The organism is Kitasatospora sp. NPDC004289, from assembly GCF_053602875.1.
Map to the genome: position 1 here is coordinate 1 of NZ_JBSGEL010000083.1, position 22,751 is coordinate 22,751.

Below are 22,751 nucleotides of genomic sequence, written 5' to 3' on the forward strand. Positions count from 1 at the left end.
GGGCTGCTGCGGCGGCCACTGACCATCCACCCGCGCCGTCCGCACGTCGCACCGGGCCCGTCGGCCGGGCGCCCCTGACCTGCCGGGGCGCCCGGCCGACGTACGTTCCGGCCTGACCGTGCGTCAGAACTGCAGGTCGACGCAGGAGTAGAAGGCGTTGGCCGTGTCGGAGATGTCCCAGACCGCGAGCAGCACGTGGTGGCCGGTCAGGCCGGCCGGCAGCGGGACGCTGTGGGTGAGGGTGCTCGGCGGCTGCTGGTTGTTGCCGGGCACGGTGAGCAGCGGGGTGAGGTTGAGGTTGCTCCTGCTGAGCGCGGTGGCCGCGCTGTAGCCGGGCTTGGTGAGGAAGTACCGGTACGAGGCGGTGGCGTGCCGGGCGGTGAACTTCCAGGTGAAGTTCTGCCGGGAGCCCGCGGTGACCTTGGTGGTCGGCCAGGCGCCGTTGCGCGGGTTGTCCAGCTGGGCGAAGCGGCTGTTGCCGCCCGCGCAGAGCTTGCCGTCGGCCGGGCCGGAGCCCGGGAAGCCCTTCGGGCCCTCGACGCTCTGCGGCTCCCACTGGATGTCGCCGCAGTTGGTGACGGTGCCCGCGGCACAGAGCGCGGCCCGGCTGGGCGGGCCGGTGACGTAGCCGTGCGAGTAGGCCGGCAGGGCGGTCGCGACCGGTACCGCGACGGCCGCCACCAGGGCGCCGACCAGATGACGCTTGCGCATGGTGCTCCTTCCGACTCGGCTCCGGGCAGGCCGGAGCGAGCTGTGGGGGTGGATGGAGTACGGGGCCGGACGCACGCCGGATCCGTGGGGGGATCTTGGCGTGCTCGTGCCACTGGTCCATACCATAGGAGCGCGTCAGATGGCCGTCAATGGTCTGAACCACCGTGATACGGAAGCGAGTTGACGCACCGACGGCCCCACCCGTGGGACGGATGGGGCCGCTGTGACACCGGTGACCCGGGACTACTTCACGGTGAGCGTGGCGCTCTCGGTCCGGCCGGAGGAGACCACCTTGCCGGTCACCTGGAGGTCGCCGGTCGCGCTCGCGGTGTACTTCGGCAGCCGCAGCACCGCCGAGCCGCCCGAGCAGGCGGCCGTGCCCAGCGAGCCGCGCTGGCCGCCCTTGGCCCAGGCGAACTCCAGCTGGTCACCGACGGAGCACCCGTTGTAGGTGACGGTCAGGGCGCCGCCGTTGGTGAGCAGCAACGGCGAGACGCTCAGGCTGCTCGCCGGCTGGGTGCTGTGGGTCCTGTCCTTGCTCTTGCCCTTGTTCTTCTTCTTGCCCGAGCCGCACGCCGCCAGCGACAGCACCAGCAGCACGACGAGCGCGCCCGCCATGGACTTCTTGACCATCGGTCCCCCCGTAGTCGTTCCGGAAGGCAGAAGGATAACGGCCCCCTCCCGGGCGGGAGGGGGCCGTGCGCGGTCCGGGCAGGACCTTTACGTCATGCTTACTTCTTGCCCTGGTTCTTGACCGCCTCGATGGCGGCCGCCGCGGCGTCGGCGTCCAGGTAGCGGCCGCCCTTGGCGACCGGCTTGAAGTCGGCGTCGAGCTCGTAGACGAGCGGGATGCCGGTCGGGATGTTGAGGCCCGCGATGTCCTCGTCGGAGATGCCGTCGAGGTGCTTCACCAGGGCGCGCAGGCTGTTGCCGTGCGCGGTGACCAGGACGGTCTTGCCGGCCGCGAGGTCGGGGACGATGGCGTCGTACCAGTACGGGAGCATGCGCTCGACGACGTCCTTGAGGCACTCGGTGGCCGGGCGCAGCTCGCTCGGGATGTCGGCGTAGCGGGCGTCACCGGCCTGCGAGTACTCGGCGTCGTCGGCCAGCACCGGCGGCGGGGTGTCGTACGAGCGGCGCCACAGCTGGAACTGCTCCTCGCCGAACTCGGCCAGGGTCTGGGCCTTGTCCTTGCCCTGGAGGGCGCCGTAGTGGCGCTCGTTCAGCCGCCAGCTGCGGCTGACCGGGATCCAGTGGCGGTCGGCCTTGTCGAGGGCGATCTGCGAGGTGCGGATCGCGCGGCGCAGCAGGGAGGTGTGCACCACGTCGGGGAAGTAGCCCTCGGCGGCGAGCAGTTCGCCACCGCGCGCGGCCTCCTTCTCGCCCTTCTCGTTGAGGTCGACGTCGACCCACCCGGTGAAGAGGTTCTTCTGGTTCCACTGGCTCTCGCCGTGACGGAGCAGGATCAGTCGGTAGGTCGTGTCAGCCATGGGGCTCAGCTTAATCGAGCCGGATAACGGGTAGCCGGGACCAAGGTCCACCGGTAATGTGCGCGATGCAGAAGAGCCACTTACACCACCGCCCAGCGGTCATCCCCGCCCGCCGGGGCACCGCTGAGCGGTGCCCCACCGCGCCCGGGAGCCCCCACATGCCCGCCCTGCACCGCCTCTACGTCTCGCTCTCCGAGACGGGTCGTGGACTACCCCGTCAGTTCTGGTGGCTCTGGACCGCCACCCTGGTGAACAAGCTCGGCGGGTTCGTGGTCCCGTTCCTGTCGCTCTACCTGACCGTCGAGCGCGGCTGGTCGGCCGCCTACGCGGGTCTGGTCGCCTCGCTGTTCGGCCTGGGCTCGGCCATCGCCTCCCTCGGCGGCGGCGTGCTCACCGACCGGGTCGGACGGCGACCCACCCTGCTCGCCGCCCAGCTCGGCACCGCCGTCTCGGTGGCCGTGCTCGGCTTCACCGACGGGCCGGTGGCCATCGCGGCGGTGGTCTTCGTGGTCGGCTTCACCAGCAACGCCTCCCGCCCCGCCATCTCCGCGATCATCGCCGACGTGGTGCCCGCCGCGGACCGGGGCCGCGCGTACGCGCTGAACTACTGGGCGATCAACATCGGCTTCGGCGCCTCCGCGGCGGTGGCCGGGCTGATCGCCGCCCACGGCTACCTGGCGCTCTTCTTGCTGGACGCGCTGAGCACGCTGCTCTGCGCGGTGGTGGTCTTCGTGAAGGTGCCGGAGAGCAGGCCGTCGACGCCGGCCGCCGGGCCGGCCGCGCCGGAGGTGGGTCTCGGCCGGGTCTTCCGGGACGGCCGCTTCATGGCGGTCTTCGCGGTCAACCTGCTGCTCGCGCTGGTCGCCCAGCAGGGCTCCACCACGCTGGCCGTGGACATGGGGCAGGCCGGTGTCCCGGCTTCCCAGTACGGCCTGGTGATCAGCCTCAACGGCGTCCTGATCGTGCTGCTCCAGCTCCCGATCACCCGGCTGATGGAGGGCCGCAGCCGTACCGGCCTGCTGGTCGCCAGCGCGCTGCTGATCGGCTGGGGCTTCGGACTCACCATGTTCGCCGGCTCCTCGGCCTGGTTCTTCGCCCTCACCGTGGTGATCTGGACCATCGGCGAGATCGTCAACGCGCCGACCATGATGGCGCTGGTCGCCGAGCTGGCCCCGGCCGAGGCGCGCGGCCGCTACCAGGGCGTGTACTCGCTCTCCTGGTCGCTGGCGATGTTCCTCGGCCCGGCGGGCGGGGCGCTGCTGCTCCAGTACGGCGGCGGGGTCGCGGCCTGGGGCGTCTGCGCGCTGCTGGGCAGCGCGGCGGCCGTGGGCTTCCTGGTGCTCGGCCGCCGCACGGCCGCGCCGGTGCCGGTGGAGGAGCCGGCCCGGGCGCTGGTCTAGTCGGTCTCGGGGGCCTCGGAGTCCGGGGCTGCCGGGGCTGCCGGGGCGGGGGCCGGGGCGGCGAGGTGGGTGAAGGCCTCCAGGTTCCGGGTGGACTCGCCGCGCTTGGTGCGCCACTCCCACTCGCGCCGGATCGCGGTGGCGAAGCCGAGTTCGAGCAGCGTGTTGAAGGGCTCGTCGGCGGCGCCGAGAACGGTGCCGAGCAGGCGGTCCACCACGTCCGCGGTGAGCGCCTCCAGCGGCAGGCGGCCGGCCAGGTAGACGTCGCCGAGCCCGTCGACCGCGTACGCGACGCCGAACAGCTTGGTGTTGCGCTCCAACAGCCAGCGGAACACCGCCTCGTGGTTCTCGTCCGGGCGGCGGATCACGAAGGCGTTCACCGACAGGGTGTGGTCGCCGACCCGCAGGGCGCACGGGGTGGCCAGCTTGCGCGTCCCGGGCAGCGTCGCGACCAGCGTGTACGGGTCGGTCGCGGCGGGCTCCCAGGCCACGCCCGCCTCGTCCAGGGCGGTGCGGAGCAGGGCCAGGGCGTCGTCCTTGGTGGGGGTTGCCATGCAGCAGACGTTACTCGGGGGTACGGCGCCGGCGGCGCCTGACTCCCCGTCACGCCGAAATGCCGGGGCCGTCGTCAGGCCAGGCGCAGGCCCGCCAGCAGGGAGGTGGAGTGCTGCATGGCCGCCGCGTAGACCTCGGCGGTGCGGGCAGCGGCGCGGTCCCAGCCGAAGGCGGCGGCGTGGGCGGCGGCGGCCAGGCCCTGACGGTGCACCAGCTCGCGGTCCGTCACGTACGGGCGCAGCGCGCGGGCCCAGTCCTGCGGGTCGTGGCCGGGGACCAGGGTGCCGGTGCGGCCGCCCTCGACCGCGACCGGGAGGCCGCCGACCGCGGCGGCGACCACCGGGGTGCCGCAGGCCTGGGCCTCCAGGGCGACCAGGCCGAAGGACTCGCTGTACGAGGGCATCACCAGGGCGGTGGCGGCCCGGTACCACTCGGCGAGCTGCTGCTGGCCGACCGGCGGGTGGAAGCGGACCACGTCCGAGATGCCCAGCTGGGCGGCGAGCTTCTGCAGGCTCTCCGGCTTGGCGAGCCCGGTGCCGGACGGCCCGCCGACCACCGGCACGATCAGCCGGCCGCGCAGCTCGGGCTCGCGCTCCAGCAGCACCGCGACGGCCCGCAGCAGCACGTCCGGCGCCTTGAGCGGCTGTATCCGGCCGGCGAACAGCAGCACCGCCGCGTCCTGCGGCAGGCCGAGGCGGGCCCGGGCGGCGGCGCGGGCGTCCGGGCCGGCGTGGCCGGGGCGGAAGACGTCGAGGTTGACGCCCGGGTGGACCACGGCGAGCTGGTCCTGGCGGGCGGCGTAGTGGAAGGCCAGCTCCTCGGCCTCCTCCGCCGTGTTGGCGATCAGCCGGTCGGCGGCCTCGACCACCTGGCTCTCGCCGATCTCCCGGGCGGCCGGCTCCGGGGTGTCCCCCTCGGCCAGCGCCGCGTTCTTGACCTTGGCCATGGTGTGCATGGTGTGCACCAGCGGAACGCCCCAGCGCTGGGCGGCCAGCCAGCCGACCTGGCCGGAGAGCCAGTAGTGCGAGTGGACCAGGTCGTAGTGGCCGGGGCGGTGGCCGGCCTCGGTGCGCAGCACCGCGTGGGTGAAGGCGCAGAGCTGGGCCGGCAGGTCCTCCTTCACCAGCCCCTCGTACGGGCCCGCCGTGACGTGCCGGACCAGCACGCCGGGGGCCAGCTCCACGGTGGGGGCGTCGTCCGAGCTGATCGCCCGGGTGAAGACCTCGACCTCGATGTCGAGGGCGGCGAGGCGCTTGGCCAGCTCGACGATGTAGACGTTCATCCCGCCCGCGTCGCCGGTGCCCGGCTGGTGCAGGGGGGAGGTGTGGACGCTCAGCATGGCGATCCGGTGCGGGCGGCGACGGCCGACCAGGCTCTGCAGGCGCCCGCGGCCGGGCGTGAGCAGGGGGGAACGTCGCGCCGCCGTGCGGGCGGGGTGCTTGGTCACCTGGCTGAGCCTCCTCGTCGCTCCCCTGGGCACCGCGCTCCGGCCCGTGGGCATTCGTCCAAGGAGACAACCACGTCTGTGTCACGTCGCATTCCCGCTCGGCGAAATCCGCTGGGGGCGCGGGGAACTGCGCGCGGGGGAACGGCAGCGCGTGCAACTGGCTGACGTGCCCCGATCCGGCTCTGGGCCGTCTTCCGGACTCGCGCAGTTCCTCGCGCCCCTGTGGGGCGCTCCTCTGTCCCTCGATAGGCTGCCCACATGGTCGCGCCGTCCGTTCCGCACAGTTCTCCCGCCCGTGGCCGGGGGGAGCGGCCCGAGGGGACGGTGACGCGGGGGACGACGGGGACCAACCGGCTGCGGCGGATGGACCGGTGGATCGCCCACGCACTGGGCCCGGCGCTGCGCTCCGCCGAGCGGCCGCCGACCGCCGTGGACCTCGGGTACGGGGCGGCGCCGTGGACGGCGGTGGAGCTGTCGACGCGGCTGCGCGCGGTGCGGCCGGACGTCCGGACGGTGGGCATCGAGATCGAGCCGGAGCGGGTGGCGGCCGCGCTGCCGTACGCCGAGCCACCGCTGCTGAGCTTCCGGCGGGGCGGCTTCGAGGTGCCGCTGGACCGCCGGGAGGGCGCGCTGCTGATCCGGGCGGCGAACGTGCTGCGGCAGTACGAGGAGGCCGCCGTCGGCCCGGTCTGGGAGCGGCTGTGCGGGCGGTTGGCGCCCGGCGGGCTGCTGGTGGAGGGCACCTGCGACGAGATCGGGCGGCGGCACGTGTGGGTGGCGCTGGGCCCGGAGGGGCCCCGGACGGTCACCTTCGCGGCCCGGCTGGCCGGGCTGGCCCAGCCCTCCGAGCTGGCCGAGCGGCTGCCGAAGGCGCTGATCCACCACAACGTGCCGGGCCGCCCGGTGCACGCCTTCCTCACCGACCTCGACCGGGCCTGGTCGGCCGCCGCCCCGTACGGCGCGTTCGGGGCCCGGCAGCGCTGGATCGCCACCTGCCGCTCGGTGGCCGGGAGTTGGCCGGTGGTGGACGCCCGGGGCCGGTGGCGGCAGGGCGAGCTCACCGTGGAGTGGTCCGCGCTGGCCCCCTGACCGGGCCGCGGCGCCGCCCGAGCTGACGGAGTCTCAGCCGGTCCCGTCCAGGGCGTCGCGGAAGACTCCGTGGGTCTCCGGGCCGAACAGCACGAAGCGCACCTCCACGAGCTCCGGGTGCTCCGCGACGGCCTCCCGCACCGCCCGGACGGCGATCCGCGCGGCGTCCGCCAGGGGCCAGCGGTAGACGCCGGTGGAGATGGCCGGGAAGGCCACCGTCCGGGCGCCGAGCGCGGCCGCCACGCGGAGCGACTCGCGGTGGCAGGAGGCCAGCAGCGCGGCCCGCGCCTCGTACTCCTCGGGCAGGTGGACGGGCCCGACGGTGTGCACCACCCAGCGGGCCGGGAGGCGGCCGGCGGTGGTGGCCACGGCCTGTCCGACGGGCAGCCCGCGGCCGTACTTCGAGGCGCGCAGGGCCCGGCACTCGGCCAGGATCTCCGGCCCGCCGCGGCGGTGGATCGCCCCGTCCACGCCTCCCCCGCCGAGCAGCGAGCTGTTCGCGGCGTTGACCACCGCGTCCACCTCCTGCGCCGTGATGTCACCCTCCACCGACGTGATGCGCGTCACCGTTCCCGACCTCCCGTGCGTTCCTCACCGGTCCATACCAGAATCGTTCCGCCCGAGGCCAGCGCATTCTCCCGGTCGCGTGGCGATAGCCACAGAGCCGCCCGTCAGCCGGAGGAAAGGGCTCCGGCCGCGTTATGGTCGCGGGAGCTCTCCGACTCCCGGTGCCATCCGGGCACCGCACGGCTGGCCCAGCCGTTGCGCTGTCGGGGAAAGGGAGGACCGACCAATGCCCGCAACGGGAGACGGGCGGGGGCCGGCGGCCCCGCACCGGCCGGGCGCCGTCGCCGAGGTGAAACCGCCGGCGCGGTCGCAGGGTGGACGCGCGTCGGAGCGGCCGGCCGGCCGGGGCCCGGCCACGCCCTCCGCCGCGGTGCTGCCGATACCGCACCCCCGGGCCAACGGCGGCGACGGCCCGTTCCGGCTGCTGGTGATCGAGAACGACTACACCGACGCGGCCTTCCTGGAGCAGCTGGTCGCCGACTCCGGCGCCGCGATCGAACTGCACTGGGCCCAGGGCGTGCCCTCCGCCGCCGAGCGGCTGGCCGGGGCGGCCGGCCAGGGGCGCCGGCCGGTGGGGCGTCCCCGCGAGGTGGAGTTCAGCTGCGTGCTGCTCGACCTGGCCGACCCGGCCGACCAGACCGGCCCGCTCCAGGGCCTGGACGGCCTGCACGAACTGCTCCGCCGGGCCCCGCAGACGGCCGTGGTGGTGCTCACCGACGCCGCCGGGGCCGAGCTGGGCGCGGCGGCCGTGGCCGCCGGGGCGCAGGACTTCCTGATCCGCCACCAGACCGACGGGCCGCTGCTGGCCCGGGCCCTGCGGTACGCGGTCGAGCGCCGCCGGGCCGACGAGTCGCAGCGCCGCCTGGTCGAGGCCGAGCTGCGCGGCCAGGAGAACGCCCGCCTCCAGCGCCACCTGCTGCCCACCCCGCTGCTGGACGGCGCCGGGCTCTCCTTCACCCGCCGCTACCGCCCCGGCCGCAGCCGGGCGCTGCTCGGCGGCGACTTCTACGACGCCGTCCGCACCGACGACGGCACCGTGCACGTGGTGATCGGCGACGTCTGCGGGCACGGCCCGGACGAGGCCGCGCTCGGCGTCGCGTTGCGGATCGCCTGGCGGTCGCTGGTCTTCGCCGGGCTGACCGGGCAGACCCTGCTCACCACCCTCCAGCACGTGCTGGAGCACGAGCGCCGCAGCGACGAGATCTTCGCGACGCTCTGCCTGCTGGTGCTCTCCCCGCCCTCCGCCGAGGGCCCGACGGCCGCCGAGGAGCAGGCCCGGATGTACCTCGCCGGGCACCCCGCCCCGCTGGTGCTGAGCCGGGACGGCGAACCCGGCCTGCTCCCCGCCGAGCAGGCCGGGCCGGCCCTCGGGCTGCTGCACTGCGACGATCCGGGCGCCACCTGGCCGGCCCAGGAGCTGACGCTCCGTCCGGGCTGGAGCCTGCTGCTGTACACCGACGGGCTGATCGAGGGCCGGGTCGGCGCCGGGTCGCGGCGGCTCGGCCAGGACGGGCTGATCGGCCTGATAGCGGACCACCAGGCGGGCGGGCTGACCCGGGGGCGGCTGGTGGACAGCGCCATCGCCGAGGTGGAGGAGCTGAACGGCGGGGCGCTCGCGGACGACGTCGCGGTGCTGCTGCTGGAGCGTCAGCCGGTGCCGCTCATCATGGGCTGAGCCCGCTCCCGGTGGGCGGACGGACGGAAGGGCGGGCCTCGCGGCCCGCCCTTCCGTGCTGGTGACCCGGTGTCCGACCCGTCGTCACCAGGGCCCGTACGGCCCGTTGTTGCTCCGGCTGCTGTTGCCGCGCCCGTCGGTCAGCTGCTTGATCGCCGGGCGGACGTCCACCACGTAGACGATCGAGGCCACCAGGCCGATCAGCGTCAGCGGACTGACCACCGAGGCACCCAGCAGCAGGTCGAGCGCGAGCGCCGCGCCGGTCAGGGCCAGCCAGAACGGCTTGGTCTTCTTGTCCGCCGCCCGGTAGGCGTCCTCGCGTCTGGTCACCGCGTCCACGAAGGCGAACAGCTTGAACCCGATGATCGCGACCGACAGCCACCACTCCGGGCTCAGGAACTGCAAGCTCAGGATGTACGCCACCGCTGCCGCCTCCTCCGTGTGTTCCGGTCACTGCCGCCGCCCATGGTGGCACGGCCGGGCGGCCGTACCGGGAACAACGAGCCGTACAGCCCGGATGTGCCCGCTTCCGGCCCGCTTCGCACCTTTCGGTGCGCGCGCTCACTCGGCGTCGGTCGGTGCGGCCTTCGGCTTGCGGGCGCGGGGAGCGCGCTTCGGGGCCGCGGCGGACTCCGGGGCCTGCTCCGGCTCCGGCTCCGGCTCCGGCTCCAGGTCGAGCACCACGGCCTCGGCCTCCACCAGCTCGGCCTCGACGGCCTCCTCCGGCTCCGCGGCCTGCTCGGCGGCGGTGCCCGGCTGGTTCTTCTCCACCACGGTGCGGCCCCGGACGGCCAGCTCGTCGTAGGCCTCCTTGGCCTTGACCGCCAACTCCAGGGCCAGGCCCACCTGCTGGAGCGCCAGCCCCTGCACCTTCTCCTGAATGCCCTTCAGGTCGGAGGGCAGCCCGCTGACCGTCCCGGCCACCTTCGCCTGCGCCTCGACCAGCTTGGCGCCGGCCTCCTGGAGCGCGGTGGCGGCCTTCTCCTGCGCGCCCTTGCGGTCGGCGGCCAGTGCCTCGACCTTGCCCGGCACCTCGCGCAGCTTCTCGTACGCCAGGTCGCCGGCGCCCGCGAGGGCGTACAGCGGGGTCGGGTCGCTGAGGGTCTTCTTGATCTCGTCGCCGATCGGCATGGCCCGTCGTCCTCTCATCCGTCGACAGTCCGGCGGCCGGCCTGTCCCTCTGCTGCTTCCGCTGCCGCGGCGGGCTGCTCCTGGTTCTCCTTCAGGAACGCCTCGTACACCGCCAGCAGGGCCTGCTTCTGCCGCTCGTTGAGCTGCCGGTCCGCCAGGACCGCCGCCCGCAGCCCGGGCGTCTCCCCCGGCTCGGCCTGCGGCCGCTCCTCGAGGATCCCGGCCTGCACGTACAGGGTCTCCGCCGAGATCCGCAGTGCTTTGGCGATCTGCTGCAGGATCTCCGCGCTCGGCTTCCGCAGCCCGCGCTCGATCTGACTCAGGTACGGGTTGGACACCCCGGCGGCGTCGGCGAGTTGGCGCAGCGAGTACCGCGCGTTCCGCCGCTGCTCGCGGATGTACTCCCCGAGCGAGCCCACGTTCAGCGAAGCCATGGCAGCAGTCTGCCCATCCGTGCTTGCAATTGCAAGCAGAGTGCTAGCGCCAGCACGCGGGGGCGTGGGGGCCGAGGGCGAGCGCGAGGATCGCGTCCACCGCCCGGGGCGGCAGCTCCGGGTTGCGGGCCGCCGCCCGCAGGACGGGAAGGGCACCTCCCCGCACCAGCCGGTCGAGCTGCTCGGGCGAGGCCGCCTGGTTCTCGGCCACCGCCTCGTCCATCTCCGGCCCCGGATGGTGGTCCAGGCAGGCGTCGAGGACCTCGGGCGTCGCGTTGCAGTGGTCCGCGACGACCAGGGCCGCCTCGAACGGGCTGTCGCGGTCCTGCGCGACGGTGAGCAGCAGGTCGGCAGGGCACCAGAGCTCGCGGGCGATCGGGGCGTGGCTGCCGGGCCCGAACCGTTCCGCCGCCGCACGGAGCCGCTCGGGGTCGCGGGAGCGGAGCGCGGCGCGGAGGGCCACGGCCGGATCGGGGTCGTCGACCAGCCGGGCGAGCACCTCGGGACGCAGGTGGACGTTGTCGAGCGGGAGCATGCGGACCCGGGGTCGGAGTGTTCCGCCAGGGCCGCCAGGCCGTCGACGTCCCGGTGGTGCGCGACTCCGCCCCCCTGGCCCGCCAAGGCCTCACGGACCAGGAGGTCGAGCGGGACGGCTCCGACGCCGCCGAGGACGTCACCCCGCCAGCGTCCGCCGTCGGCGTCGAAGAGGTGGCGGATCAGACGCGCGGGCGTGCCCCTGCCGCCCGCCACCGCCGCGGTGACCCGGGGGTCGTCCAGCCCGAGCAGGCGCTCGTAGGTCTCCGGCCGCAGGCCCGCCCAGCAGCCCGCGGCCTGGAGTGCCAGGGCGGGCCAGGTGGCGTCGAGGAGCTCCTCGACCGCGTCGGCCGGTGCGTGGCGGTTCCGGACGGCGGCGCTGCGCAGTTCCGCCAGGGCGGCGTCCGGGTCGGGGCGGTGCGGGCAGGGGACCAGGGGCGGCGGCCCGTCGACCGCGAGCAGGCCGCGCAGGGTCTCCCCGTCGGCGGTGGACCCGGCGATCGCGATCCGGACGCAGGCCTCGGTCCGCCGGCGGGCGTCCGGTCCGCCGGCCTCCTCCAGCAGCCGGACGGTCGCGGCGGCCACCGCGCAGTCGGGGTCGCCGGCCAGGATCCGGAGCGTGGCGCCCCGCTCCTCGGTGACCACCCCGTACTCGCGGCCGGCCGCGGCCAGCTGCGCCTCCGGGTCGTCCGCGGGGATCCGCTCCTCCGGCATCACCCCGGAGCGGACCAGGGCCAGGAAGGCCGCCCGGCCGCCGTCGGCCACCAGGGCGTCCAGCTGCCGGGGCGTCAGGTCCGACCGCCGGCACAGCTCCGACAGGACATCGGGGTCGCCGTGGTCGATCAGGGCATCGATGTGTTCCGGGCCCAGGGCACGACTGCTCGCCAGGGTCCGCAGGACGGTGCGCACGCCCGGGAGCGTCGCACGGCACGCACCGGTCCGCCAGGGAATTTGCCGGCCCGGCCGGTCGGCGGGGGCGGCAGGTGACGGTGGCTCAGGCGGTCGCTCAGGTAGTGACCTTGGCGATGAAGGAGGCGAGGTTGGTGGTGGTGCGGGTGATGCGTTCTTCGAGGGTGAGGGTCTCCTGGAGGCGGGTGCCGGACTGCTGGGGGTTGCGGAGGTGGTGGGAGCAGGAGAGGTCGGTGCAGAGGTAGACGCCGACGGAGTTGCCCTCGCGGCCGGCCTTGCCGGCCTTGGGGGCCACCATCAGGGAGACGCCGCCGACGTGGGTGGTGACGCAGACCGAGCACATGCTGCGGCGGGCCTGCCACGAGGCGGCGGACGGGCTGCGCAGGACCAGGCCGGTGGGGACGCCGTCGAGTTCGGCGACCAGGTAGGCGCGGTCGGGGGCCTGGGGGTCGCGCCAGCCGAGGTAGTCGAGCTCGGGCCAGGCGCGGTCCGCGAGGTCGCGCGGGACGGCCAGGCGGGAGGCCTCGCCCTTGGTGCAGTTCACGAAGGAGGCGCGGATCTGGGGCTCGGTCAGCGGCTTCATAGGGGTGAGGTTATTTTGCCTAAAGCTTTTAGGCAAATGCTTAATGGGCTCAGGCGAGAGGAGGCCGATGACACGCGCAGGACTGTCCGCCGAACGCCTCACCCTGGCGGGGCCGAACTCGCCGACGAGGTGGGCTTCGAGCAGATGACCGTCTCGGCCCTGGCCCAGGTCAGCGGCTTCCAGGACCCGCGCGAGCGGATCGCCCTGCCGGCCGGCGGCGGGCGGCGGGTGGCGGCGGGCGGCCGGACGGCTGTGGACGGCCGGACCTCCGACCCACGACCCCCGGCGCGGAGGTAAATACCGTGTGGCGGAATCGAACTGACGGACGGTAACGTGCCCCCCCGTCCCGTGATCACGGGTTCTCTCGCCGGTGCCACGGGCCCGGTGCTTGCGGAGGAAGGGACACATGGGGGAGCGCGTTGGCGCCCTGCGCCGCTTCGGCGGCCCGCGATTCGCGGCGGTGGCCGCACTGACGGCACTGCTGACCGGCGGGTTCGCCGTACCATCGTACGCCGATGAACCGGCCACCCGGAGCACGGTGGCCGGCACCGACCTGACGGGCGACGGCCGGCCGGACGTGATCTCCGTCAACGGCGACAAGCTGACCGTGCTGCCGGCCGGCGGGGCGCCGTACACCGCCGGAGGCGTCGCCGACAGGCCCGGTGCGCCTTGGAGTTGGCACCAGGTCAGCTTCCGGGGCAGCGCCACGGGCGGGACGGTGGGCGACCTCTACGCGTTCAACAGGTACAACCACGAGTTGCTCGTCTACCGGAACAGCGGCGGCTACGGCGAGGAGAAGGCCGGGTACTTCACCAAGGCGGCGGACCGGGTCGTGAAGGTGGCCAAGCCGGCCACCTGCGCGGCGGGTTCGGACTGCACGGGGTACGACCCGACCTGGGACTCGGCGACCCAGGTGATCGCCACGGACGGGATCGCCAACGCGGACGGCGTGCCGGACGTGGTCGCCGTCGAGGGCGGGAAGCTCTGGTACTACCCGGGCCGGAGCGGCGGCGGCCTCAATCCCCCCGTCCGGCTGGGCACCGGCGACTGGACGGGCGTGCAGCTGGCCGCCCCCGGCCGGGTGGGCGGCGAGCCCACTCTCTGGGCGCACCGTCCGAACGAGAGTCAGGCCGTCGGCCACCGCCTGCGCTTCGGACCGGCCGGCCTGCCGGTCGAGCTGCTCGCGTCCCCGACCAGCAGCTACCGGATCCAGAGCGCCGAGCGGGATGCCAACGGCGGGCAGCAGTGCTTCAACGCGTCCGGGGTACGGCCCTGCGACAGCGAGGGTTCGCTCTGGCAGCAGGGCACGGACGGCACCCTCCGGGAAGCCGGCCGCTGCCTGGCCCTCACCGACGGCGGACCCGTGGCCCAGGCGTGCACCGGTCAGCCGGACCAGCGGTGGCAGGTGCGGCAGGACGGCGCCGTGGTGGCACCGGACGGCCGGTGCCTCACCGTGCTGCCGGGGTGGGCGTACGCGTTCGAGGCGTGCGACGGCACGACCCGGCAGAGCTGGGGTGCCCGCAGCGCCGACCCCGCTTCCGGCCCCGCGCCGTTCCCGGCCCCGCTCGGCCTGATCACCCTCCCGGAGCGCGAGTTCGCCGATCCGTTCGTCGTGGAGGAGGGCTTCGACTCCCAGGGCGACCTGGACGGGGACGGGCGGCCCGAGCTGATCACCTCGGCCCTGTCGACCCTGAACACCAGGGTGACCCTCGTGCGCGAGGTCGAGGTGGCGGCCGACGGGGCGGTGCGGTTCGGCCGGCCGGTCTCGCTGGGAGAGCTCGGTGGACGCGAGCAGCCCTCGCCCGGTCGCACCTGGAACGGCAGCGCCTGGGACGTCTTCTACTCGGCGTGCGCGAGCCTGAAGGTCGAGAACGGAGGCAGCCTGGTCGTCACCGAGCTGGCGACCGGCCGGGTGCTGTGGAGCAGCAACACCCCCGGGCACCGCTTCGGCAGGTTCGCCGTGCGGGCCGACGGAGGCATCGAACTCCGCGACGCGGCGGACACCCGCTACTGGTCCGCCCGGCCCGACGGGGCTAGCTCGGTGGCCGATGCCACCCTGTGGGTACAGGACGACTGCAACGTGGTGCTGCGCGACCGGCAGGGCACCCCGGTCTGGTCGACCCGGACCTACGATCCGGCGCACGAGCCGGCCGGCGTGCCGCTGATGGCCGGCCGGACGCTGCGCGGCGGTGAGGAACTGGTCGCGGACCGCACCGCACTGGCCATGCAGGCGGACGGGAACCTGGTGCTGACCGACCGTCAGGCCGGACGGGTCCTGTGGGCCTCCGGCACGGGCGGCTCCCCGGGAGCGTCCGTCGCCGTGGAGGGCGACGGGAACGTGGTACTGCGCGACTCCCGGGCGAACCCGCTCTGGTCGACCGGGAGTTGGGGAGCCGTGGCCACCCGCCTGGTGGCGCAGCGGGACGGCAACCTGGTGGCGTACGACGCGGACGGCCGGGTCCGCTGGGCCTCCGGCACCTCGTACGACGGGGTGGACACCAAGGGCGCGCCGCTGCACGCGGGCCGCACGCTGCGCTCGGGCGAGACGGTGGCGTCCAAGGCCGGCCGGCTGGTGATGCAGCCGGACGGGAACCTGGTGCTGTACTCCAAGGCCACCGGCAACGCCCGCTGGTCGAGCCAGACCTGGGGCAACCCCGGTGCCACGGTCACCATGCAGGCGGACGGCAACCTGGTGGTCCGTGCCGCGGACGGCAGTGCGCGCTGGAGCACGGGCACCTACAGCTCCGCCGGGGCCCACGCGGTGCTCCAGGACGACCTCGACCTCGTGGTCTACGACCCTGTCGGAAAGGCCCGTTGGCAGTCGGGCACCGACAACCTGGCGGCCGCGCGGAGGGGTTCCCTGATGCCGCCGGGCTACCTGCTGCGCAGCGGTGAGGCTCAGCACACGATGCAGTCCTCGGCGGTCCTGACCATGCAGTCGGACGGCAATCTGGTGCTCACCAAGTCGGGCACCCCGGTCTGGGCGTCCGGGACCTGGGGCCACCCGGGTGCCTCGCTCACCCTGCAGGCCGACGGCAACGCGGTGGTCCACGACGCCCACGGCGACGCCCTCTGGTCCACCCGCACCTGGAGCCACCCGGGCGCCTACCTGGTGCTGCAGCACGACGGGAACCTGGTGCTGTACGACGCCGACGGGGCCCAGGCACTCTGGGCCACCAACACCTGGGGGTAGGCACGGCGCACCCTCCGCACCCCGCACGGGGCGGCACTCCGGACGCGTTCCGGATGCCGCCCCGTCGGCGTTCTCCGGGGCGGACGCCGTGACCGGGCACTACTGGGGACGGTCGGCTCTCAGGAGGGCGAGGACGTAGCGCTGGTCGGCGGTGAGGCGGGTGGGGTCGAGACCGTTCAGCCAGGTGAACAGTTCCGGGCCGACGTGGAGTTCACCGCCGTGACCGAGCCGGAGGGTGTCCGGCCGGTCGTACAGCAGCCAGTCGTCGAGCAGGTCGGAGAGTTGGCGGTCCGCGGCCGGGAGCCCCTGGGCGGGCCAGCGGTCGAGCCACGGGGCGAGGGTTCCGGCGGCGGCAGCGAGCAGGTCGAGGACGCGGCTCACCGGGACGCGCGTGGGGTGGTGACGGAGGGTCAGGTCGAACCAGGTCCGCCAGATGCCGAGGAGGGCGGAGCGTTCGGGCTCCGGCCAGAGCTGCCACCGCGCCTGGCGGAAGCGGGTGCCGACCGTGCCCTCGGCCACGCCCAGCGAGTCGGTCACGACCGCACGCATCAGACGGGGCGCCAGGCGGCGGATCAGGGCCGGGTGGTCGTTCCAGTGGCCGGGCGTCCTGATGACCGCGGTGGCGAGCAGACGGTCGGGCACTGCCTCGGGCGGCCCGGCGAGGGCTGCCAGGTCCGCCGGGGTGCAGCAGTGGCCGCAAGCCTCCGCGCGGAAGGGGGCGACGGCGGCGGGGAATGCGTCGAGGGCTGCGTGCAGCTCCTGCCAGGAGTCGGTCATGGGCGGCCCGTTCGGGACTCCGACCGGCGGGGCCGGTGAAGGTGCGCACGTTACCAGGGTGGGTCAGGGGCGGGCGGTGGGGCGGAGGTGGTGGGCCAGGAGATCCAGGGCGGCGGTGAGTTCGCGGAGTTCGGCCGGGGTGGCGTCCGGGAGGGCGGCGGCCAGGGCGGGGCCGATCGGGGTGGCACGGACCTCGGCCACCCGGGGGCTCGGCGCGGCGGCCGGGTGGAGGAGGGTGCGGCGGCGGTCGGCCGGATCGGGAGACGCGTCGACGGAGCCGGCCTCGCGGAGGCGGGCGACGGCGGTGGAGACCTGGCTCTGCGGCAGGCCGGTGCGGCCGGCGATCTCGCCGACGGTGGTGCCGGGGTGGGTGGCCACGTCCCCCGCGACGATCAGGGTCAGCCGGGCGCCGCCCGACTGGCGCTCGGCGCCGCCGGGGGGTTCGGGGAGGGCCTCCTCCCCGATCTTCATCAGGGCGCGGCCCAGCAGGAAGAGCTCGACTCCGTTCATGGGGAAGACGGTACATCTCCATAGATGCATCTATCTAGATACATCTAATTGGATGCGATACGGTGAGGACATCGCCGGGCGGAGTGACCGCCGGGCCGACCCGAGGGGGAACCACCATGCCCGAGCTCGTCGTCGACGGAGCCGTCCTGCACTACCAACTCCGCGGCACCGGGCCGCTGTTGCTGATCTCGCAGAGCGGCGAGGGCGACGCCGACCGCAGCACCGACCTGGTGGACACCCTGGCCGACAGCTTCACCGTCCTGACCTACGACCGGCGCGGCCTCTCGCGGAGCCTGACCGCCGAGGGGCGCGAGGCCGTAGCCGTGGCGGACCACGTGGACGACGTGCACCGGCTGCTGGCCGCCCTGACGGACCGGCCCGTGCCGATGCTCGGCTGCAGCCTCGGCGCCGTCATCGGCCTGCACCTCGCGGCCCGGCACCCCGAGCAGCTCTCCACCCTGATCGCGCACGAGCCGGTGGCACCGTGGCTGCTCGGGGCGGAGGAACGGGCCCACCACGTCGCGGAGTTGGCGGAGCTCCAGGAGCTGTACCTGCAGGACGGGTTGGCGGCGGTGCTGCCCGAGATCGCGCGGGTGCTGGGCATCGACACCACGGGGCGGGACGTGGAGGAGGGTCTGACCCCGCAGCCGATGGACGCGCAGCGCCGGGCCAACTTCGACCGCTTCCTGCGGCACGACTTCACGGCGCTGCTCCGGGACGACCTGGCGCCGGACACCGTGGCCGCCTCGCCGGTCCGGATCGTCCCCGCAGCCGGGGTCACGACTCCGGAGGAGGTCTTCGACCGGCGCTGCGCCGACGCGCTCGCCGAGCTGGTGGGGACGGAGGTGGCCGAGTTCCCCGGTGGTCACAACGGGAACACCAGCCACCCCCGGGCGTACGCCGCGCGGCTGGTCGAGGTTCTGCTCGAGGAGGCCGGGACCGCGGCACGTGCGACGGCCTGACGCGCCCCGATCCCACGCCGGTGGCCTCCCGAACCGCGCGGTCCCCCGCGCCCCAGGATCACCCCGTGCGGCCTCGCCCCCGGCGCGGTCAGACGGGGTCAGGTGGGCAGGGTGCCGACGACCACGGTGGCGTCGTGGGGGGCGGAGGTGGTGGTGCGGGGCCGGAGGCCGGCGGCGGTCATGGTGGCGGCGGTGGCGGGGGCCTGGCGGGCGCTGGTCTCGATCAGGAGGTGGCCGCCGGGGGCCAGCCAGCGGGGGGCGCCGGCGATGACGCGGCGTTGGACGGCGAGGCCGTCGGGCCCTCCGTCGAGGGTGGCGAGGGGTTCGTGGTCGCGGGCCTCGGGCGGGAGGAAGCGGATCTCGTCGGTGGGGACGTAGGGGGCGTTGGCGACCAGGACGGTGATCCGGCCGCGCAGACCGTCGGACAGCGGGGCGTACAGGTCGCCCTGGTGGAGGCGCGCGGAGGCGGGCAGGTTGCGGCGGGCGCAGGCGACGGCGGCCGGGTCGAGATCGGCGGCGTGGAGTTCGGCGTGCGGACCGCGGGCCAGGACGGCCGCCACGGCACCCGCGCCGCAGCAGAGGTCGAGCACGACGGAGTCGGGCGCGAGGAGCGCGGCGGCCTGTTCGGCCAGGTACTCGGTACGGCGGCGCGGTACGAACACGCCGGGGCCGACCGCGATCCGCAGGCCGCAGAACGCGGCCCAGCCGAGCACGTGCTCCAGCGGGTAGCCGGCCGCCCGACGGGCCGTCATCTCGGCCAGCTGGGCGGGCCCTTCGGCGGTGGCGAGCAGCAGCTCGGCCTCGTCCTCGGCGAAGACGCAGCCGGCGGCGCGGAGGGTGGTGACGGTGGTGGCGTACGACACGGTGAGATGCCTTTCGAAGCTTCGAAGGGCGCTCTCGGGTCCGGTCGGTCAGACCGGACGGGAGACGGAGGAGAGCACCCGGACCTTCACAGCGGTAATGGGTCTCACCTCCTCAGCAGGCCCGTGGACCATGACCACGGGGGAGTTGCACTCTATCGGACGCCGGGCTCCGCGCCGGTCATCCGGCGGTAGTCGGCGGCCAGCACGGCCGCGAGGTCACGGCCGCCGAGGCGGATGCCGGACGGGCCGAGGGCGTCGAGCGCCGTCCCGCCGTCCTCGGGGTCGGCGGCCGCGGACGCGGCAACGGGATCGGCGACGGGCGCGGCGACGGGGCCCGCGGCGAGGGTGAAGGAGCCGTCCCAGAAGTGCTCGGGCACCTGCTGAGCGTCCGTCATGTCTCCTCCTCCAAGGCCTCTGTGGCGAGGGTGACCAGTTCACGCAGGGCGGCCGGGTCGAGCTCGGTGAGCCAGCGCTCCTCGGCGGCGACCGCCTGGTCGGCCAACGAGCGCTTCGCCTCGATGAGTTCGCCGATCCGCTCCTCGACGGTGCCGACGCAGACCAGTCGGCGGACCTGGACGGCCCGGTGCTGACCGATCCGGTGGACCCGGTCGGTGGCCTGGTCCTCGACCGCCGGGTTCCACCAACGGTCCAGATGGATCACCTGGTTGGCGGCGGTGAGGTTGAGCCCGGTGCCACCCGCGCGGAGCGAGAGCAGGAAGACCCGGGGTCCGTCCGGCTCCTGGGCCTGGAAGCGGGCCACCATCTCCTCACGGCGGTGGCGGGGCACACCACCGTGCAGGTAGAGCACCTCGGTGCCGAGCCGCTGGGCCAGGTGCGGCTGGAGCCGCCGCCCGAACTCGGCGTACTGGGTGAAGACCAACGCCCGGTCACCCTCCGCCAGCGCCTCGGTGAGCAGTTCCTCCAGCCGGGCCACCTTGCCCGAACGGTCCCCCAACGGCGAACGGTCGTGCAGGAGTTGGGAGGGGTGGTTGCAGACCTGCTTGAGCCGCCCGATCGCCGCCAGCACGGCACCCTTGCGCTCCACGCCCCGGATGCCCTGGAGGCGGTGGAGCAGCTCGGCCACCACGGCCTGGTACAGCCCGGCCTGTTCGGCCGTCAGGTGACAGCGGACGGTGATCTCCTGCTTGGCCGGCAGCTCCGCAGCCACCGCCGGGTCCGTCTTGCGACGGCGCAGCACGAACGGCCCGGTCAGCCGCCGCAGCCGCTCTCCCGCCGCGACGCTGCCGTGCTGCTCGACCGGCAGGCCGAAGCGCTCGCGGAAGACCTCGGCGCTGCCGAAGAGGCCGGGGTTGGCGAAGTCCAGCACGGTGTGCAGCTCGGACAGCCGGTTCTCCACCGGCGTGCCGGTGAGGGCGATCCGGTGCACGGTGGCGGGGATCGAACGGAGCGCCCTGGACTGGGCGGTGGCGGCGTTCTTGACGTGCTGCGCCTCGTCGGCGACCACCCGGCGCCAACGGACCCTCCGCAGCAGGCCGGCGTCGCGCTGGAGCACGCCGTAGGTGGTGATCACCAGGTCGGCCGCGGGCAGCGCGGTGGCGCGCTCGGCGCCGTGGTGGACGTGCACCCGCAGCATCGGCGCGAACCGGGCCGCCTCGCGCTGCCAGTTGCCGACCAGGGACATCGGACAGACCAGCAGGGTCGGGCCGGGCGGGCCGGTCGGGCCGGGCGGGCCGGTGGCCCCGGCGTGGTGCTCGGCCGCCAGCAGGGCGAGGGTCTGCACGGTCTTGCCGAGCCCCATGTCGTCCGCCAGCACCCCGCCCAGGCCGAGCCGGGACAGGGCGTGCAGCCAGGCCAACCCCCGTTCCTGGTAAGGCCGGAGGGTCGCGCCGAACTCGGGCGGCAGCGGCGGGGCGGTGGTGTCCACGGCGCGGCCGGCGAGCAGCTCACCGAGCGGGCCGGTGGCCGTGACGGCGGTGACCGGCAGCCCGCCGGCGGTGGCGGACGGGTCGAGGGCCAGGCGGAGCAGGTCAGCGGTGTCGATGGTGCCGCTGCCGTGCCGCTCCAGGAAGCGCAGCGCGGAGGCGATCTGCCCGGCGTCCACCTCCACCCAGCGGCCGCGCAGCCGCACCAGCCCCTGCTGGGCCGCCCCGAGGTCGGCCAACTCCTGTTCGGTGAGGGTGATTCCACCGAGGGCCAGCTGCCAGCGGAAGTCCACCAGGGAGTCCCGGTCCACCTGCGCCTCGCGCTTCACCGAGCCGGGCGGAGTGACGCGGGCTGCGGTGAGGGCGAGCCCGAGGCGTGGACGGCGCTGCCACCAGGTGGGGAGCAGGACGCCGAACCCGGACTCCGCCAGGGCGGGAGCCGCGTCCCGGAGGAACCCGAGGGCCTCCTCGCGACCGAGCCGCAGGGCGGTCGGGCGGGAGCCCGCCAGGGCCGGGCGCAGCTCGGGGCGGCGCAGCGCGGCGCGGTGCAGCTCGACGGCGAACTGCTCCTGTGCGTCGGGGACTTGGCGGACGAGCGCGGCAGCGGCCGGACCGTCCGCCCAGAGCTCGGCGGCGGAGAGGAGGAGGGAGGGCCGGTCGATCGCCTGGAGCAGGAAGTCGAGCCGCCAGTCGTCCTCGTCAGGGCGGCCCTCGGGGTCACCGTCGCCGGGGCCGAGCGGCTCGGAGAGCCGGAAGCAGAGGCGGAGTGTACGGCCGGGGGCGGGGTCGCCCGCGTACCAGCGCGTCAACTCCTCCTGGAGGTCGGCCAGTTCGCTGCCGAGGGGGGCGCGGTCGGGTGCGGCCGGCAGATCGGGGGTGGGTGACGGGGTGGGCTCGACCGAGGTCGGCGATCCGGTCCCGGCGGGTGTGGACGGGGCAGCGGAAGTGGGTGTGGGTGCGGGTGCGGGGAAGGTGCCGTCGGGGGCGTGGAGGGCGGCCAGCCAATCGGCGACCGCGCCCTCGCCGGCCGGGGCGGGCGCACCCTCCAGGGCCACCCGCACCTCGCGGTCCGTCAGTGCGTCGAGCAGTGCGGCGACCATCGCGTCCGCCGCCGCCGGGGCGAAGGACTGGGCTTCGGGGGCCACGACCGGGACCTCGGCAAGGGCGATCGGCGGGCAGCCACGGGCCAGCGCCCCCGCCTCGGCCCGGGCGGTCCGGTCGGGTGCGGGCTGCCAGTGGGCGTACGGGCGGCCGTCCCGTTCCCGCAGGACGGGAAGGACGCGGCCGCGTCCGGCCAGCCGCCAGGCGAGGTCGTGGACGGCGGTCAGCCAGCGGAGCGACGCACCGTAGGCGAGCTCCACCGGGCCTTCGGCGTCCGGGAGTTGGAGGGTGGCCGCGCCCCCGTGGGGGTCGTAGAGCTCGCCGAGGAGTTGGGCGGCGGCGGTCGACGGGAAGAGCAGGACGGGCACCCGCCAGTCGGCGAGCGTGACCCCTTGGCCGATGGCGCCGACGGGCAGCTGCGGGGAGGGCGTGGGCGCCCCGCCGAGGCCGGGCAGCCGCAGCGTGCCCCACCGCTCGGGCGCCTGCCCGGCCAGCCAGCCCGCCCCTGGCCCGAGCGCCGCCAGCAGTCGGGCCACCTCGTCGGCGGGGCAGGCGTAGGGGTGCGCGGCGGAGGGGCCCCGGCGGGCGGGCGGCGTACGGGGGGCGGCGAAGGCCCGGGCATCCTCCGCCCAGAGCGCGAGCTGCCCGTCGGCCCGCCAGAACGCGTGCAGCGCGTACATCGGCGCACACCCCTCCTGGCCACGGACGTTCTCCTCGAGCTCCCACCCTAGAGGGACCGCCGGACACTCCCGCCGGGGCAGGCCGGAGCGGAGCACCGGGAGTCGGGGCGGGCGGTGGTGGCCAACCCGGGGGCGCGGGGAACTGCGCACGGCGGGAGGGGACGGCCGGTGTGCCGGGTACGGGCCTTCACGTGCAAGTGGCTCTCCGCACCCGGCACACGGGGCGGTGCCTTCCGATTCGCGCAGTTCCTCGCGCC

The 22,751-nt window shown here is 74.7% G+C and carries 22 protein-coding genes; 6 read left to right on the top strand and 16 right to left on the bottom strand.

The features are described from left to right. Positions 1–123 precede the first annotated feature (123 nt). The 3 genes from ACWEPF_RS34600 to ACWEPF_RS34610 all read right to left on the bottom strand — a co-directional run bounded on the left by ACWEPF_RS34600 (position 124) and on the right by ACWEPF_RS34610 (position 2,201). Positions 124–711, bottom strand: a complete 588-nt coding sequence (locus tag ACWEPF_RS34600; protein WP_345290939.1) for a lytic polysaccharide monooxygenase auxiliary activity family 9 protein — start codon at positions 709–711, stop codon at positions 124–126. Between the two features lie 243 nt (positions 712–954). Further along, on the bottom strand, positions 955–1,344 hold the full coding sequence (locus ACWEPF_RS34605) for a hypothetical protein (protein ID WP_345290940.1): 390 nt from the start codon (positions 1,342–1,344) through the stop codon (positions 955–957). 98 nt (positions 1,345–1,442) lie between these two features. Beyond that, positions 1,443–2,201: a phosphoglyceromutase gene (locus ACWEPF_RS34610; protein ID WP_345290941.1), complete on the bottom strand. Its 759-nt coding sequence runs from the start codon at positions 2,199–2,201 to the stop codon at positions 1,443–1,445. Positions 2,202–2,359: 158 nt separating this feature from the next. Between ACWEPF_RS34610 and ACWEPF_RS34615 the strand changes: the two genes are divergently transcribed. Continuing rightward, the gene (locus ACWEPF_RS34615) at positions 2,360–3,601 is read left to right on the top strand and encodes an MDR family MFS transporter (protein WP_452175699.1); all 1,242 of its coding nucleotides are present in this window, start codon (positions 2,360–2,362) and stop codon (positions 3,599–3,601) included. On the opposite strand, the gene ACWEPF_RS34620 is transcribed toward ACWEPF_RS34615, so the two are convergent. Both ACWEPF_RS34620 and mshA read right to left on the bottom strand, forming a co-directional pair. After that, on the bottom strand, positions 3,598–4,155 hold the full coding sequence (locus ACWEPF_RS34620; RefSeq protein WP_452175700.1) for a YbjN domain-containing protein: 558 nt from the start codon (positions 4,153–4,155) through the stop codon (positions 3,598–3,600). The genes ACWEPF_RS34615 and ACWEPF_RS34620 overlap by 4 nt on opposite strands. Positions 4,156–4,229: 74 nt before the next feature. Beyond that, positions 4,230–5,657 (bottom strand): D-inositol-3-phosphate glycosyltransferase, encoded by a 1,428-nt coding sequence (mshA, locus tag ACWEPF_RS34625; RefSeq protein WP_380149558.1) that lies wholly within the window; start codon positions 5,655–5,657, stop codon positions 4,230–4,232. A gap of 204 nt (positions 5,658–5,861) precedes the next feature. Here mshA and ACWEPF_RS34630 point away from each other — a divergent pair, with 204 nt between their 5' ends. Continuing rightward, positions 5,862–6,692 carry a class I SAM-dependent methyltransferase gene (locus ACWEPF_RS34630; RefSeq protein WP_452175701.1) on the top strand — a complete coding sequence of 277 codons (831 nt, stop codon included), beginning with the start codon at positions 5,862–5,864 and terminating at the stop codon, positions 6,690–6,692. Between the two features lie 33 nt (positions 6,693–6,725). Here the strand turns inward: ACWEPF_RS34630 and ACWEPF_RS34635 are convergent, their stop codons facing one another. Beyond that, a complete protein-coding gene (locus ACWEPF_RS34635; protein WP_452175702.1) occupies positions 6,726–7,259 on the bottom strand; it encodes an O-acetyl-ADP-ribose deacetylase in 534 nt (177 codons plus the stop codon). A gap of 226 nt (positions 7,260–7,485) precedes the next feature. Here ACWEPF_RS34635 and ACWEPF_RS34640 point away from each other — a divergent pair, with 226 nt between their 5' ends. Continuing rightward, positions 7,486–8,934, top strand: coding sequence for a PP2C family protein-serine/threonine phosphatase (locus tag ACWEPF_RS34640; protein WP_452175703.1), 1,449 nt, complete (start codon positions 7,486–7,488; stop codon positions 8,932–8,934). 84 nt (positions 8,935–9,018) lie between these two features. On the opposite strand, the gene ACWEPF_RS34645 is transcribed toward ACWEPF_RS34640, so the two are convergent. The 5 genes from ACWEPF_RS34645 to ACWEPF_RS34665 all read right to left on the bottom strand — a co-directional run bounded on the left by ACWEPF_RS34645 (position 9,019) and on the right by ACWEPF_RS34665 (position 12,525). Beyond that, positions 9,019–9,348: a DUF2516 family protein gene (locus tag ACWEPF_RS34645; protein WP_380149585.1), complete on the bottom strand. Its 330-nt coding sequence runs from the start codon at positions 9,346–9,348 to the stop codon at positions 9,019–9,021. Between the two features lie 147 nt (positions 9,349–9,495). Beyond that, positions 9,496–10,065: a hypothetical protein gene (locus tag ACWEPF_RS34650; RefSeq protein ID WP_452175704.1), complete on the bottom strand. Its 570-nt coding sequence runs from the start codon at positions 10,063–10,065 to the stop codon at positions 9,496–9,498. 14 nt (positions 10,066–10,079) lie between these two features. Then, on the bottom strand, positions 10,080–10,499 hold the full coding sequence (locus ACWEPF_RS34655; RefSeq protein ID WP_452175705.1) for a helix-turn-helix domain-containing protein: 420 nt from the start codon (positions 10,497–10,499) through the stop codon (positions 10,080–10,082). A gap of 43 nt (positions 10,500–10,542) precedes the next feature. Next, positions 10,543–11,034 carry a hypothetical protein gene (locus tag ACWEPF_RS34660; RefSeq protein ID WP_452175706.1) on the bottom strand — a complete coding sequence of 164 codons (492 nt, stop codon included), beginning with the start codon at positions 11,032–11,034 and terminating at the stop codon, positions 10,543–10,545. Positions 11,035–12,039: 1,005 nt separating this feature from the next. Beyond that, a complete protein-coding gene (locus tag ACWEPF_RS34665) occupies positions 12,040–12,525 on the bottom strand; it encodes an FBP domain-containing protein (protein WP_452175707.1) in 486 nt (161 codons plus the stop codon). 144 nt (positions 12,526–12,669) lie between these two features. On the opposite strand from ACWEPF_RS34665, the gene ACWEPF_RS34670 reads away from it, so the two are divergent. Both ACWEPF_RS34670 and ACWEPF_RS34675 read left to right on the top strand, forming a co-directional pair. Then, positions 12,670–12,822, top strand: a complete 153-nt coding sequence (locus ACWEPF_RS34670; protein ID WP_452175708.1) for a hypothetical protein — start codon at positions 12,670–12,672, stop codon at positions 12,820–12,822. 109 nt (positions 12,823–12,931) lie between these two features. Next, positions 12,932–15,718 (top strand): ricin-type beta-trefoil lectin domain protein, encoded by a 2,787-nt coding sequence (locus ACWEPF_RS34675; protein ID WP_452175709.1) that lies wholly within the window; start codon positions 12,932–12,934, stop codon positions 15,716–15,718. Between the two features lie 99 nt (positions 15,719–15,817). Here ACWEPF_RS34675 and ACWEPF_RS34680 read toward each other — a convergent pair whose 3' ends face one another. Together ACWEPF_RS34680 and ACWEPF_RS34685 are read right to left on the bottom strand one after the other, a co-directional pair. After that, positions 15,818–16,495 (bottom strand): hypothetical protein, encoded by a 678-nt coding sequence (locus tag ACWEPF_RS34680; protein ID WP_452175710.1) that lies wholly within the window; start codon positions 16,493–16,495, stop codon positions 15,818–15,820. A gap of 63 nt (positions 16,496–16,558) precedes the next feature. Next, the gene (locus ACWEPF_RS34685) at positions 16,559–17,005 is read right to left on the bottom strand and encodes a MarR family transcriptional regulator (RefSeq protein WP_452175711.1); all 447 of its coding nucleotides are present in this window, start codon (positions 17,003–17,005) and stop codon (positions 16,559–16,561) included. A gap of 116 nt (positions 17,006–17,121) precedes the next feature. Between ACWEPF_RS34685 and ACWEPF_RS34690 the strand changes: the two genes are divergently transcribed. After that, entirely contained in the window at positions 17,122–17,967 is an 846-nt protein-coding gene (locus tag ACWEPF_RS34690; RefSeq protein ID WP_452175712.1) for an alpha/beta fold hydrolase, read from the top strand. Positions 17,968–18,065: 98 nt separating this feature from the next. Here ACWEPF_RS34690 and ACWEPF_RS34695 read toward each other — a convergent pair whose 3' ends face one another. The 3 genes from ACWEPF_RS34695 to ACWEPF_RS34705 form a co-directional block, all read right to left on the bottom strand. Continuing rightward, a complete protein-coding gene (locus tag ACWEPF_RS34695; RefSeq protein ID WP_452175713.1) occupies positions 18,066–18,830 on the bottom strand; it encodes a putative protein N(5)-glutamine methyltransferase in 765 nt (254 codons plus the stop codon). 152 nt (positions 18,831–18,982) lie between these two features. Then, the gene (locus ACWEPF_RS34700) at positions 18,983–19,225 is read right to left on the bottom strand and encodes a hypothetical protein (RefSeq protein ID WP_452175714.1); all 243 of its coding nucleotides are present in this window, start codon (positions 19,223–19,225) and stop codon (positions 18,983–18,985) included. Further along, on the bottom strand, positions 19,222–22,494 hold the full coding sequence (locus ACWEPF_RS34705; RefSeq protein WP_452175715.1) for an SNF2-related protein: 3,273 nt from the start codon (positions 22,492–22,494) through the stop codon (positions 19,222–19,224). Before ACWEPF_RS34705 ends, ACWEPF_RS34700 begins: the two co-directional genes overlap by 4 nt. Positions 22,495–22,751: the final 257 nt, after the last annotated feature.

What these genes read in the sequence shown, in the direction of transcription:
- ACWEPF_RS34690 (WP_452175712.1), top strand. Translation starts at nt 17,122, where the DNA reads ATGCCCGAGCTCGTCGTCGACGGAGCCGTCCTGCACTACCAACTCCGC.
- ACWEPF_RS34675 (WP_452175709.1), top strand. Translation starts at nt 12,932, where the DNA reads ATGGGGGAGCGCGTTGGCGCCCTGCGCCGCTTCGGCGGCCCGCGATTC.
- ACWEPF_RS34660 (WP_452175706.1), bottom strand. Translation starts at nt 11,034, where the DNA reads ATGCTCCCGCTCGACAACGTCCACCTGCGTCCCGAGGTGCTCGCCCGG.
- ACWEPF_RS34605 (WP_345290940.1), bottom strand. Translation starts at nt 1,344, where the DNA reads ATGGTCAAGAAGTCCATGGCGGGCGCGCTCGTCGTGCTGCTGGTGCTG.
- ACWEPF_RS34620 (WP_452175700.1), bottom strand. Translation starts at nt 4,155, where the DNA reads ATGGCAACCCCCACCAAGGACGACGCCCTGGCCCTGCTCCGCACCGCC.
- ACWEPF_RS34705 (WP_452175715.1), bottom strand. Translation starts at nt 22,494, where the DNA reads ATGTACGCGCTGCACGCGTTCTGGCGGGCCGACGGGCAGCTCGCGCTC.
- ACWEPF_RS34650 (WP_452175704.1), bottom strand. Translation starts at nt 10,065, where the DNA reads ATGCCGATCGGCGACGAGATCAAGAAGACCCTCAGCGACCCGACCCCG.
- ACWEPF_RS34655 (WP_452175705.1), bottom strand. Translation starts at nt 10,499, where the DNA reads ATGGCTTCGCTGAACGTGGGCTCGCTCGGGGAGTACATCCGCGAGCAG.
- ACWEPF_RS34610 (WP_345290941.1), bottom strand. Translation starts at nt 2,201, where the DNA reads ATGGCTGACACGACCTACCGACTGATCCTGCTCCGTCACGGCGAGAGC.
- ACWEPF_RS34700 (WP_452175714.1), bottom strand. Translation starts at nt 19,225, where the DNA reads ATGACGGACGCTCAGCAGGTGCCCGAGCACTTCTGGGACGGCTCCTTC.
- ACWEPF_RS34665 (WP_452175707.1), bottom strand. Translation starts at nt 12,525, where the DNA reads ATGAAGCCGCTGACCGAGCCCCAGATCCGCGCCTCCTTCGTGAACTGC.
- ACWEPF_RS34680 (WP_452175710.1), bottom strand. Translation starts at nt 16,495, where the DNA reads ATGACCGACTCCTGGCAGGAGCTGCACGCAGCCCTCGACGCATTCCCC.
- mshA (WP_380149558.1), bottom strand. Translation starts at nt 5,657, where the DNA reads ATGCCCACGGGCCGGAGCGCGGTGCCCAGGGGAGCGACGAGGAGGCTC.
- ACWEPF_RS34630 (WP_452175701.1), top strand. Translation starts at nt 5,862, where the DNA reads ATGGTCGCGCCGTCCGTTCCGCACAGTTCTCCCGCCCGTGGCCGGGGG.
- ACWEPF_RS34685 (WP_452175711.1), bottom strand. Translation starts at nt 17,005, where the DNA reads ATGAACGGAGTCGAGCTCTTCCTGCTGGGCCGCGCCCTGATGAAGATC.
- ACWEPF_RS34670 (WP_452175708.1), top strand. Translation starts at nt 12,670, where the DNA reads ATGACCGTCTCGGCCCTGGCCCAGGTCAGCGGCTTCCAGGACCCGCGC.
- ACWEPF_RS34640 (WP_452175703.1), top strand. Translation starts at nt 7,486, where the DNA reads ATGCCCGCAACGGGAGACGGGCGGGGGCCGGCGGCCCCGCACCGGCCG.
- ACWEPF_RS34615 (WP_452175699.1), top strand. Translation starts at nt 2,360, where the DNA reads ATGCCCGCCCTGCACCGCCTCTACGTCTCGCTCTCCGAGACGGGTCGT.
- ACWEPF_RS34600 (WP_345290939.1), bottom strand. Translation starts at nt 711, where the DNA reads ATGCGCAAGCGTCATCTGGTCGGCGCCCTGGTGGCGGCCGTCGCGGTA.